The 12578-nt window shown below is 56.1% G+C and carries 9 protein-coding genes; all 9 read right to left on the bottom strand.

Features of this window, described 5'->3' with window-relative positions; translation table 11 throughout:
- Positions 1-41 precede the first annotated feature (41 nt).
- Positions 42-929: a nucleotide-binding protein gene (locus tag H8K04_06250; GenBank protein ID UVT17146.1), complete on the bottom strand. Its 888-nt coding sequence runs from the start codon at positions 927-929 to the stop codon at positions 42-44.
- Positions 930-1571: 642 nt separating this feature from the next.
- Entirely contained in the window at positions 1572-3341 is a 1770-nt protein-coding gene (locus tag H8K04_06245; protein UVT17145.1) for a macro domain-containing protein, read from the bottom strand.
- Positions 3342-3836: 495 nt separating this feature from the next.
- Positions 3837-4490 carry a riboflavin synthase gene (locus H8K04_06240; GenBank protein UVT17144.1) on the bottom strand — a complete coding sequence of 218 codons (654 nt, stop codon included), beginning with the start codon at positions 4488-4490 and terminating at the stop codon, positions 3837-3839.
- A 158-nt stretch (positions 4491-4648) separates the two neighbouring features.
- Complete coding sequence (locus H8K04_06235) at positions 4649-5818, bottom strand: MFS transporter (GenBank protein UVT17143.1); 1170 nt, start codon at positions 5816-5818, stop codon at positions 4649-4651.
- Positions 5815-6630 carry a hypothetical protein gene (locus H8K04_06230; GenBank protein ID UVT17142.1) on the bottom strand — a complete coding sequence of 272 codons (816 nt, stop codon included), beginning with the start codon at positions 6628-6630 and terminating at the stop codon, positions 5815-5817. The genes H8K04_06235 and H8K04_06230 overlap by 4 nt, the downstream gene beginning before the upstream one ends.
- Positions 6627-7916 (bottom strand): hypothetical protein, encoded by a 1290-nt coding sequence (locus H8K04_06225; protein ID UVT17141.1) that lies wholly within the window; start codon positions 7914-7916, stop codon positions 6627-6629. Before H8K04_06225 ends, H8K04_06230 begins: the two co-directional genes overlap by 4 nt.
- Positions 7913-9001, bottom strand: coding sequence for a bifunctional diaminohydroxyphosphoribosylaminopyrimidine deaminase/5-amino-6-(5-phosphoribosylamino)uracil reductase RibD (gene ribD / locus H8K04_06220; protein ID UVT17885.1), 1089 nt, complete (start codon positions 8999-9001; stop codon positions 7913-7915). Before ribD ends, H8K04_06225 begins: the two co-directional genes overlap by 4 nt.
- 26 nt (positions 9002-9027) lie before the next feature.
- Entirely contained in the window at positions 9028-11826 is a 2799-nt protein-coding gene (locus tag H8K04_06215) for a pyruvate, phosphate dikinase (protein ID UVT17140.1), read from the bottom strand.
- Positions 11827-12054: 228 nt separating this feature from the next.
- A complete protein-coding gene (locus H8K04_06210) occupies positions 12055-12546 on the bottom strand; it encodes a hypothetical protein (protein ID UVT17139.1) in 492 nt (163 codons plus the stop codon).
- Positions 12547-12578 lie beyond the last annotated feature (32 nt).

Below are 12578 nucleotides of genomic sequence, written 5' to 3'. Positions count from 1 at the left end.
TGGGATATGGTTTATGACGCTCCCCGTTTGACTTCGAAGTATCAGAGATTCCTCGCAATGAAATCGCTTAGGCGCCCTTCGATTGAATTGACATCGGCCGTCTTAGCTAGGTGAACATAGATCGCTCCACCGACGTCCGCTGGCATCTTCGCGTCTCCATGCCTGATAATTAAGCATCTCTCTGGTCCCTTCGAACTCATGAAGTACCCAGACTCAAATACGACGTTGTCTCGTGGCGCCGCTACTCCGGGCGCCCCTTCGAGAGGGTCATCCTCGCTGAAAAGGAAGACGCCACAAGAACATGCGGCACGTGCGTTCTCAATCTCGCTGAGGATTGAACCTCCGGCTCGGAAATCCATAGCCCAGTTCAAAACTGATGCACCTAGCTTCTCAAGCCGTAGCTGGATCTGAGCGGCCATACCGGCACTTTTGCTGCAATAACCAAGGAAGATGTCCTTCCTCGCGCTCAGCTCACGCACCCACGCGTTGAAGCGCTTTGTGAAGTCCGGCCCTTCGACCCACTTATCATCTGCGGTCTCTGGTACATAAGTTATGGTCCTTCCTCCTCCGTTCCAGACAATCCCCCGATCTTCAACCCCCTCCTCCTTGAGCAACAGCACGGGCAGTCCATGTGTCAGGGCCACAGCGCCCTCATAATGGTTGAATTCTCCCACTAGTTTCGTCATGGTGTTGATCTCAGAGATCGTCCATCTGGGAAATCCGATTACTATAGCCCCAACGCACTGTCGCATCACGCAGTCGACCTTCTCAAAGCTCCACGATAGGTTTTCTGGAATGCCCGACTCCCAGAACTCCTGGGGAGAGTAACCGGCCTGGCGAACCTTGTTAAGAATTGCCACCTTTAGGAGTCGCCGACGTTCGTCGAGACGTTTGTTGGTAGTCGCGCTGACAAAGACTCGCTTTTCCATGATGCCCTCCATTTCATCCCGCGGCGAAGATGTTGAGTATCAGATCTTTCGAGCCCAACTATGTTTAGGCCGATCCGCATAAGCGCAGCATACAGCAGTGTTGCGCCCCATAATCCGCGACGAACGTTTACGCATCGTATGCCGATTGTGTCGTCGTTTTCACAAGTTGCAACCGTATGATTCTTCTTCACCGGTTCTTATGTGGATCGACATATCACTCGTCCTGTGGAGCGCGACGGCTTGGCAGCCGTTATCCTTGTTGGTTATGTGTATACCCCTCGCCGAAGCGTGTCCTCTTTCACCAAGGCCTCGGAAGGCGCCGCTGTGCATCCTCCATGGCTTAACAGTGGTGGCTTCCTGCGTATGTGGTAAGGAGGCCACTGCTCCATCCATCATTCAGGTTGCCCTTCGGTTGCACGCTATTGGTGGAAGCGCGTCCCAGCGCGGTACGATTGAGCGGGTGAGAACGACTACCCCAAATTGCGTCTCGCAAGCTTCATCAATCAGCAACTCGATCTCATGCCCGTCCTCGGCTCGGAAGGCGTTCGATCCTTCATGGAAACGTGAACGGAAAATAATATTCAAAAATGTCACATGATTTCACCCTCGTTCGACTGAGGTCTCGAATGCTGAGCAATGATGTCACAGAGACACACGAGGCACCACCGAAGAGGGCCACGGTTCGTCCGACCAAGCGCTATCATCGGCACCAAGAATCCGCTCGACCATTGCCCGAGCATCGGAGCGTGCCAGTTGCGCCTCTCGATAGACAACGAACACGACTGTTGTTGGGTTGGATTCATCGGACAGGTCGTTGTAGCCCTCGAGAAGTCCACGGAAGGAGTCTTCGGGCAACAATCCTGCAACGCCAGTTCCGAGCAGTGGCACGGACAACACACCAACACCAAGCGCGGCTGCCCGGCGAAGGACATCCTTAAATGTTCTACGAACGTCGGCACCGGTGACTCGATAACCGTCAATAGAGACCTCGATTGTTGCAGCGTGGATGATGTAATGGACTGGCAAGAACCCTCCTGACGTTACTCGGCTCTCACCTTGTGGCACAGGGGCGAACTTGCTCACCTCGTGGAGCGTGGTGCGCATTCCTGCTTTATCAGCAAGCGCAACCGCGACACCGCCGCCAACACTAAGGAATGTGTCGTCTGGACTCACAACAGCTCGGACATGGCCATTGAAACTCTCGTTCCCGAGATATGATCGACTTGCGATATCCCCGTAAGCTACCCACACGTTCCTGCCTTTTCGCGTCAACTCGAATGCGCGTTCGACGCTTGGGCCCTGTTCATCAGGGTTTGTGGATCCAGGGTTCGGTCGCTTGAGTTTACGGATGTGCTCATCCACGCGCTGAGGTGGTAGGTTCGCACCGGCAAACACCCTCCGTAGGCGCATTTCGTGATCCAAATATGGCTCTGCACGGCCGATCACACGCCGATCGCCTGACAATTCAATCAAATCAATAAGAAACTGACCGCTACCAAACACGGGGAAAAATGCAAACTGGACCCGCGAAGTTGCCATCCGAGTCATCATCTTTTTGATCTCAGGACCAATCTCGCCCAGGTGGATTGCCTCGCGAACAGTATTCTCAAGCTTCATTGAGTCCATTGGTTCACGGGGCTTGGAGCCTACAAATACTCCCCAAAGAAGGCCTCTGTCGAAGGTACCGCTACTGAGACTAGATTCCATAGTGAGGTCCTCAAAGAAGCTGTACACACTCTTTTCATACCCAGCCAATCCAACTATTACTAGGCCTTGGTGCTCTAGAAGCCGCGAACTACGGGTACGGAGCGCTTCATCAATCCGAACCGTCTCCTCATCTGTGTTCAAAACGTTGTGCGTGTCGTAGTCGCCGTGTAGCTTCATACAGAAGCAACGTTCCGGATCCGGCCTCCAAAATTGCACCTCGCTTCCTGTGCGAAGAGGCTGACACTCTCGAATTCCCTGAGTGGCGAAGGCGTTTTCAAGTAGCTTGTCGAAGTTTGTTGTCAGGCAAGTCCGACCTAAAATACCCTCATTCATGAGGATGGCTGCGCCGTGATGGGCAAATGATGGACTTACGCGTGTCAAAGCTCTGCGAAAGAAGTCGACTCGGTCAGCCGGATTGGCGTACTGCGTACGAATACATTTGGCATATCTCTCATCACTGCGATCCCAAGCGAGATTCTCCGCAAGCCACGCGCGGGCGTCTGGCGAATCGAAAGGGGCGTCTTCTCCAAACCCGTGAAGACGCAACTGACTTTTCGCGATCTGCTGGCAGATTTGATTGGCGGTGGGAACGCCAGCCTCAACCGACAAACCGGCACCCCAAAATGCATGGTAGGCACCGTGCGCCTCAAGAATCTGAGCAGCGGCCATTCGATCAGACACTACCTTGTATGGCGTGTCGCCCATAGCCAATCTTCGTTACTGTCCAACAATGCTTAAACAGCCGGTATAATCCCGCAGAAGCAACTAGCTCAGTATTCTCCTATCTCCGCAGGCAGGCAATGGAGATCTGCCCTGACCAATTGACTTGACGCACGTTGGGATCCAGCATCGTTTTCGCGTTGATATGATATACAGACCGGATAAACCGATTTACAGATCATCGATTGGACTTCTAACCCCGTAAGCTCTGTTGATCAGGACATGGTGTAAATCATCCTGGAGCTGGCGTCCTCTTGTGACCGAGTAATTCCTGGTTCGTGAGGAATCGACACCAGAGCGGCATATTCTCGGCCGATCTGCAGACTCCGTCAAGTCTCACCAGCCGAGGCTTCTGAGAATTGATTACATTTTGCGAGATGGTTGAGTACGCTGGAATCGGAGAGGGTTAACTCAGCTGCGTGTGAGGCAGCGTTCCCTATCTAGACTGACTGCCGGTAGCTGAAGGCTAATCTCCGCAAGTCAGATCAGTCCACGTTTCTGCAGGTAGTCTTTATCGATACTGATAACGGGTTTAGGAAGCTGGTCGCGCTCTTGAAGCAAACGCTCGACATACTTCCCGATGAGATCTGATTCAAGATTCACAAGATCGTTGACCTGTTTGAGACCGAGCGTCGTCACTTTCGCCGTATGCGGAATGATCGTCACGGAAAAGGCTTTGTCGCTCACCTCGTTCACCGTTAGGCTGATGCCATCGACGGTCACGGAGCCTTTCACGACACAGTACCGCAATATATGCTGAGGGGCTTCGATGGTGAAAATAATCGCGTTAGCGTCCTGATGTCGTCCCCGGATGGTGCCGACCCCATCCACATGGCCGGCCACCAGATGCCCGCCGATGCGTTCGTTGAGCCTCATGGCTCGCTCTAGGTTCACCGGCATTCCCACTGCAAAGCTACCGAGCGTCGTCACGGAGAGTGTTTCAGGTGAGACCTCCACGGAAAAGTCATGCTCGGTTCTCGATACGACTGTGAGACAGATTCCATTCACGCTGACACTGTCACCGATCTTGAGGTCGCTCATCACAGTCGAGGCGAGGATCGTGAGCTTGGTTCCCGCAAGCGTTTTCCCCAGGGAAGTGATTGCGCCCATTTCTTCGACGATGCCGGAGAACATCAGTCTTTCCTCATAATGATCTGCTTCACCACATAGACGAACAGCACAAGCAACACAACGACGCCCAGACCAGCCAGCGTGCCGATCACAAGATTCTCAGCCGCAATCTCTCTCATCATGCGCCAATTATATCGCAGCCCTCATCGAGATAGCAGCGTCTACATTCGCTTCATCGCCACCCAGAACACGCTCGCTGCCACCAGTTGTATCCCGGCAATGATGCCGAAGGCCATGGGATAACTCAGGTTTGCAATCAGCACGCCCGCCAATAACGGTCCACTGGCGTGCCCGATATCCATGATCGTCCCCTGCATCCCCATACCCGCCCCGAGTGTCTTGAACTCGGAACTGTCTGCGACAAGCGCTGATGAAGACGAAGACACGACCGCCTCGCCGAAACCAAAACCGGCGGACAACACAAGCATAAGAGGAAACATCGAAACTTGCGGGATGAGGACAAAGGTTCCGGCGCAGATCAGCAGGCCGAGAACGATCAGCGGTTGGCGGCCGACTCGGTCGGATATCCGGCCCATAATCGGCTTGGAAAAAAACGACGTGAACGCCTGGACCGTGAACAACGTTCCCACCTCTCCCGGATTGAGCCCAACGGAGATACCGTACAGCGGCAGAAATGCCATCAAGGCGCCATTCGCGATCATCTTGGCCGCATCCGTGGAACTGGTCACCAAGACCTTCTTATTCCGCACGACGACGGCAAACCCTTTCCACATTTCCACCAGCACAGGGGCTAGCCCTTTTTCGCGGAGTCTCGGAGGCGGTGGCGTGAGGTGAAGGCTGTAGAAAATGATGCCGGCTATACAGCCGAATATCCCGGCTGTGACGAATGCCGAGGAAAACCCCGCTTGATAGACAAAATAGCCGCCGATGAACGGCCCGAGCAGCGCACCGGATTGTGTGCACGCGGTATACGTACCCAGCGCGGCACCGCGCCGTTCCCGGTACAAGTCCGCCACGGTCGCCAAGGCGCTGGGGGCAAAGATGGCCGTCGCCAAGCCATGAAACATCCGGAGAGCCGTCAGGACGTTCAAGTCCGACACGAACGGGTAGATAAACGGCGGCACACCGAACGCAATGACCCCTATCTGCAGGAGCAACCGTCGCCCATAGATATCGGACAATGCCCCGGACGGAAGCTTGAGAAGGACACCGGTCAAGGTCGAAACCGAGACAATCAGTCCGATTCGCTCGGGTCCGGCGCCCAGTGACTCCGCGAACAGCGCCAACACGGGCATGCGCACCATATTGTAACTGATGAAACAGAACACACCGACGGTGCAGAGCAGCGTGAAACTACGGGCAGTGGTCATGGGATGGATTTGTCGCGGGTAATCGCTTTATCGATATCTTGAAGGGGGATGAGCGCCGTTTTCAAGAAGGCCACGTGATGCTCTTGCAATGGTGGCGGATCCATGGCCGCTACCAATACCCGTTGGGGGTCTCGTCTCATCGCCAGACCCAATCTATTGACGGTCTCCACCCCTTTTTGCAATCTGCTTTTGACAATGCGGGTGACGAGCGGATGCAGCAGGGAAACCAACCCTGAGAGGAAACGATTGTCCAGCTTCGTATACGCGACCAATGTGCTGTCCATCATTTCTTCACGATTTGCATTGCTCACGAGATCTGCCCGGAGAAAGACGACCGCTTTTCCTGTGACATGCGGGAGCAGCCGGCTCTCGTGCGATCCTTCGAGATAATAAATACGGGACGTGGCATCCTCATACACAAGCTCCACGATGCCTTTGGTCCCCTCACCATCATCACCCCAGAAGCGACCTGGGCCTCGGCCCTCTGACTGGTATAACCCAAGCTTGAGGCGCCTCATCAACGCCGCAGTAAATGGAGGGTGATCCAGCAAATGCCGATACATCGGTTCAGAGAGTGCGGCTCGGACCGGGCCTACCCTGCTTTCGGTTGTATGGTCCTGGATAATGGCTTGCAGCTTACACGCCCAGCTCGGATCCACTCGCTGAACGGGAAAGGTCAGTCCGGCATGAACCTCCGATAATGGACAGGATTCGGACTGCCCAGGTCCAGCCGACAAAACAATCCCCACTCCGAACCCAACGGCGAGCATGCTCGCTACGTGTCGCGGTGTGAATTGCCGCGTGGAGCTCATGAAGTCGGCTTCTCTATGGCGATCGTGAGATGGACAGGAATGAGCCGCTCAGGGTCCTGCCGTAATCTGGCTTGTCGCAGCAAGGTTTCAACCGACGGCGAAACCGTTCCCTCGAACGAAAGACGGCCGTTCGTCATCACCGTGAGCGGGGCGGAGAAATTAATGAGCTGATCGTTCAAAAACAAGCTGTACCGCTGAACGCGCTCGGCAACGACCTCGATGCGATTGTTTCCAACAATCGCCGCGTCGATCTTGGCATATTCACGGCGCTTGATTCGCTCATCACGTTTGTCGACCAGGTCTTCTGAAAACGCGGCGATGGGGTCGGTTGATTCCAACCTCACCCAGTTGAACGGCTGAAAATGGCTGGCATCGCGCACGAGAGTCAGTCTCGACGGCAGCGGTTCGCGGCGCCGGCTATCGAACCAGGCAACAAGGTCCGGCAGTTCTTCTTTCGGGAAATAGTGGCCTCCGGCGATGGGATGCTCGCGCTCATGCTCACGGTACACGTACGGATAGCCAAGCGCGTCCAGTTCTCGGGCGATCGACCGGCTGAGGTCCACGGGCATGACCTGATCTTTCGCTCCATGAATGATATAGACCGGAGTGTTGCGAAGATTGGCTAGGAAAGGCATCAGCACGTTATCCAGTCCGCTGGCCATAGGCGCGAGCCCTGCAAACAGCGGCGCATGATGCATGCCGATCAGCCAGGCACCGATCCCCCCGTTCGACATGCCGGTGAGAAAAATCCGATCCGGGTCGATATGATACCGCCAGCGAGCTTGCCGGATCGTTTCCAGCACTAAATCTTCGGCCTGCCTTGTAAACCACGCGCCGGAGGGATAGGTGGGACAGGCCAACAGATAGTCATTGCTCAACCGTGCTCGCCATCGTTCCAAATACTCTTCTCCGGTAAACCCGTATCCATGTAAACACACGACTAAGGCATAGCTTTTCGACGCCTGATACGTCGTCGGAATCAGCATCGACAGCGGGTACGTCCGTCCCCGGACCACGATCTGTTCGTCAGGAAGCGTGCCGACAGGTTGGCTCTGATAGGTTCGTCCTGCTGTTAAGATCTGAGATACCGACTCGACGGAGGCATTCTTATCGGAAAGAATGCTCAAGAGTAAGCGTTCCGCCTCATCACTATTGTCCGTATCGAGAAATCTATCGATCAGCGAAGTAAGAGTCTTGGCGGATGGTTCCGACACCTCCGCGAAACCGGAACCCATGCCGACCGTAATAAGCACTGACAGGATGAGAGCGCTGATCCGTGCCGTCACAGATCTCCTTCCACCACGATGTCATCACCAACGGATCGTGTCACCATATGACGCAGCTTGATCGCTCCTGCGAGCCGAGCCGGACTTTTCCCACCGATGATGCCTTTGGCATCTTGACCACCAAGAAGCACCGGCGCCACATAGAAACGAATATGATCGACCAACTTACCTCTCAGCATCGCGGCGTTCACTTCACCTCCGCCTTCCACCAATACAGACATCATACCGCGCCGACCGAGTCGTGTGAGTAGAACAGGCAACGACACACGGCCCCGTACAGCGGGAAGGATGAGAACCTCGAGACCCTTCTTTTCGAAAGCTGAGCGCCGCGCCCGTGGAGCCGCGGCAGTTGTGGCAATAACGGTTTTTGCTCGGTCTTGTTGTGTCAGGATTCGCGCCTTGAGCGGAGTGCGCAGCCGGCTGTCCACGACGATCCGGAGAGGCTGCCGTGCCGCCAACGTCTCGAATTTCGTCCCGATTCTCGCGGTCAGCGAAGGATCATCGGCCAGAACGGTTCCGACTCCAACCAATACGGCATCGGCATCACGGCGAAGCTGATGCGCCTCCCGGCGAGACGTCACGCCCGTCATCCACCGCGACTCCCCTGTCGCCGTGGCCAGCTTTCCGTCAAGGGTCATACCGGCTTTGAGCATCACATAGGGGCGCCCGGTCTTCATAAAATGGCAGTAGGCTTTGTTCAGCTCTTCCGCTTCCAACCGCGCAACTCCGATCGTGAGGGACATTCCACTCTGGCGAAGCTGCTTGATCCCTCTTCCTTTCACCGAGGGATTGGGATCATGCATCGCGATGACCACGCGGCGGACCCCGGACCGGACGATTTCAGGGACACAAGGAGGCGTGCGCTTCTTCAGGTGGCAACAAGGCTCAAGGGTGACATAGAGCGTCGCCCCTCGGGCACGATGCCCTGCTTGCCGCAGTGCGAGGATTTCTGCGTGGGGAGTTCCAGGCCGGAGATGAAAACCCTGTCCGATGATGCGACCTTGACGAACCACCAAGGCCCCAACCATCGGATTTGGGCTTGCCGTTCCCCGGCCCTTCGCGGCCAGGCGAAGGGCCAGGGTCATATAGCGAAGGTCGTGGATCTTTTTGGTCACCGTCTTTTTCGGGCCACGCGGGATCGACGGCGACTCGGGCGTACTTTCGTCGACCTCACTCGTGACGACGTAGCGGGTTGAGCGGACTTCTTGGCATCCGCTTCCGCCAGAGCGGCATGCGCAGCGGCCAATCTGGCAATCGCCACTCGATACGGCGAACAGCTCACGTAATCCAAGCCCAGTTCATGGCAGAACTCCACGGAACTCGGATCACCCCCGTGCTCGCCGCATATGCCCAACTTGATATCGGACCTGGTTTGCCGGCCTCCGGCGATGGCCTGGCGCATCAACGATCCAACTCCCTCCCGGTCCAACACGGCGAACGGATCCGATTCCATAATGTTGACGGTTCGATAATGGTCGATGAATTTTGCCGCATCATCGCGCGAAAACCCAAACGTGGTTTGCGTCAGATCGTTCGTCCCGAACGAAAAGAATTCGGCTTCTTTGGCGATGTGTTCGGCGGTGACGGCTGCGCGGGGCAATTCGATCATCGTCCCGATCAGGTACGACAGTTTCACGTCGTAGCGCTTCGTCGTTTCTTGAGCCACTTCACGGATCAGATCTTTCTGCGACTTCATCTCCGAGACCATGCCCACGAGCGGAATCATGATCTCGGGAACGATCTTCACGCCCTCTTTCGCCAGCTCGCAGGCGGCCTCCATGATCGCTCTCGCCTGCATGCGCGTGATTTCAGGCATGGTGATCCCCAACCGGCATCCGCGAAGACCGAGCATCGGATTAAATTCGTGCAGCTCCTCGACTCTGGCCAGAAGCCGGCGCTGTTCTTCCAGCTTGGCCCCGTCATGTCCCGTCAATTCCAGCTGGGCGATCTCGACCATCAGCTCTTCCCGCTTGGGCAAAAACTCATGGAGCGGCGGATCGAGCAAGCGAATCGTCACGGGATACCCTTTCATCTCTCGGTAGAGTCCGACGAAATCCTGCTTCTGCAGAGGCAGCAGCTGATCCAGGTATTTTTCACGCTCTTCTTTCGTTCGGGCCAAGATCATCTTCTGCATGATCAGAATGCGATCCTCGGCGAAAAACATGTGTTCGGTCCGGCACAGGCCGATGCCTTCCGCGCCGAACCCTCTGGCGATCTTCGCCTGGTCCGGCACGTCGGCGTTCGCACGGACGCGAAGCCTGCGGAAACCGTCGGCCCAGGACAGAATCGTCGCGAACCGTTGATATTTGTCGGACTTTTTTGGATCCAGCTTCCCCTGAATGACTTGAATGATTTCTGATTCGACGACCGGGATATCGCCCTCATACACATTGCCGGTCGATCCGTTGATCGAGAGATAATCTCCCTCCCTGAACGTCTTGGCGCCGATCTTCACCGTTTGGCTGTCCAGCACCTCGACCGCGTCACACCCTGCGACACAGACCTTGCCCATCTGCCGTGCGACTACGGCGGCATGAGACGTCATCCCGCCGCGCGCCGTCAAGAAACCGGCCGCCGCGTTCATCCCGTGAATATCATCCGGGCTGGTCTCCTGCCTGACGAGCACGACGCGATTGCCCGCCGCTCTCAGTTCAACCGCGCGATCAGGGGTCAGCGCGATCTTCCCCGCGGCTGCGCCCGGCCCGGCCGGCAACCCCTTCCCCAGCGGGTTCGATTTCGATTCTTCTTTGGAGTCGAAAATCGGATAGAGATACTGCGCGAGTTGATCGGCCCCGATACGCTGCACCGCTTCCTGCTTGGAAATGACCCCTTCTTTCACCATATCCACGGCGATCTTCACCGCCGCAATCCCCGTCCGCTTGCCGACACGGGTTTGCAGCATATACAGCTTGCCTTCCTGAATCGTAAATTCGAGGTCCAGCATATCCCGGTAGTGCTTTTCGAGCTTCTTATACGTATGTTCGAGGTCCTTGTAAGCGTCAGGGACATTTTTCGCGAGGGCACTCACCGGAAGAGGGGTTCGGATCCCCGCCACGACATCCTCGCCTTGCGCATTCATCAAACATTCACCGAAGAAGGCCCGATCGCCGGAACTCGGGCTCCGCGTAAAGGCCACCCCCGTGCCGCTTGTCTCCCCCATATTCCCAAAGACCATCGCCACCACGTTCACCGCGGTTCCCCAGGAATCGGGAATGCTGTACAACCGGCGGTAGGTAATGGCGCGCGCGCCGAACCAGGACGAAAAGACGGCGTTGATCGCCAGTTCCAGTTGCTCGAGTGGCTCATCCGGAAAATCTTTTTTCGTTTCTTCCTTGATGAGGGCTTTGAAACTTGCAACCAATTCGCGGAGATGCCTGGCATCCAAATGCGTCTCGTGCGCGACCCCGACTTCGGCTTTCTTGTGTTTGAGGATGGCTTCGAAATGCTCGCGAGGCACACCCATCACGATACTGCCGAACATCGACACGAATCTCCGATAGCTGTCCTGGGCGAACCGATCGTTCCGCGTTTTTACCGCCAAACCCTCCACGGTCTTCGTCGTGAGGCCGACGTTCAGCACGGTGTCCATCATGCCCGGCATGGAGGCTCGCGCGCCGGATCGAACTGAGACCAGCAACGGCCGTTCAGGATTCCCGAATCCCATGCCCATCGATCGTTCGACACGTTTAAGCGCTTGCAACGTCGCAGGCCACATTCCTTGGGGGTATTGCTTGCCGATCCTGTAATACTCGACGCAGGCTTCGGTGGAAATCGTAAACCCAGGCGGGACTGAGATACCCAAATTGGTCATCTCGGCCAGCCCTGCGCCTTTTCCACCGAGCAACTCCTTCATGTTCGAGGTGCCCTCGGCTTTGCCATCACCGAAATAGTAGACGTATTTCTTTGCCACGTGACCTCTCCTTCTCGCAGGATGCTGAAAAATCCTGCCAGCGGCGTTCTCGCATCGCTCAGCGGCTCAACGTACCGAAGCGTACGCCTCGCCACTTCGCTCGCTGCGGCCTTGCTGGACAGCCCTTTTGAGCATCCTGAAATTATCTGGCGTTAACATTCTACGGAAACTTCGGCCATACGACCGATAGCAACAAGGTTCTCCGCAGCCTCCTGAAACAAGTCCGTGTCAATGAGCGGGCGACGCACGCCGGCCATCGGTTGATTCCAAACGAAGCCGATAGCGGTTCACGAGGAACCACTTCGCCCTGACGCCACCGACGATAGTGACGGTGACAAACAGCATCAGCATCAGTAACCGGTAATCCGCTTGAATACCTTCATCGACATGGTATTGACCGTCGGCCCCCTTCTTGAGCTTCGTGTCAGGTTGGAGATAGTGGGTCCTTCCACTAGGATCGGAAAGATTGAGCCATTCCGAACAGAGCTGAACAGGTTCATTCGCGCCAGGCAATGACTGCCACCTAAGCTGAAGGCACACATCCTGTTTGGCATTGAACAGATCGGGTGTCTTCACCAAGTCATCCAAGTTGATGCCGCTGAGTCTGAGCCCGGCGAGAAGGATCGCATTACAGAGCACGATCAAGGCCACCGAGACTGCCAGGGAAAATCGCCGGACCTTGTCCGCCCGACGGCGGCTGTCCGTCATCGGCTGATCCATGGCACCTCCAGTTTTGCCTTACGCCTCGCCGG

Origin of the sequence: Nitrospira sp. (assembly GCA_024760525.1) — a bacterium.
Lineage (GTDB): Bacteria > Nitrospirota > Nitrospiria > Nitrospirales > Nitrospiraceae > Nitrospira_D.
The sequence above is the reverse complement of the archived record's forward strand: the minus strand, read 5'-3'. Positions and strand labels throughout refer to the sequence as shown.

Coding starts and splice junctions, on each gene's coding strand:
- H8K04_06250 (UVT17146.1), bottom strand. CDS start 929: ATGGAAAAGCGAGTCTTTGTCAGCGCGACTACCAACAAACGTCTCGAC.
- H8K04_06245 (UVT17145.1), bottom strand. CDS start 3,341: ATGGGCGACACGCCATACAAGGTAGTGTCTGATCGAATGGCCGCTGCT.
- H8K04_06240 (UVT17144.1), bottom strand. CDS start 4,490: ATGTTCTCCGGCATCGTCGAAGAAATGGGCGCAATCACTTCCCTGGGG.
- H8K04_06235 (UVT17143.1), bottom strand. CDS start 5,818: ATGACCACTGCCCGTAGTTTCACGCTGCTCTGCACCGTCGGTGTGTTC.
- H8K04_06230 (UVT17142.1), bottom strand. CDS start 6,630: ATGAGCTCCACGCGGCAATTCACACCGCGACACGTAGCGAGCATGCTC.
- ribD (UVT17885.1), bottom strand. CDS start 9,001: ATGACCCTGGCCCTTCGCCTGGCCGCGAAGGGCCGGGGAACGGCAAGC.
- H8K04_06210 (UVT17139.1), bottom strand. CDS start 12,546: ATGGATCAGCCGATGACGGACAGCCGCCGTCGGGCGGACAAGGTCCGG.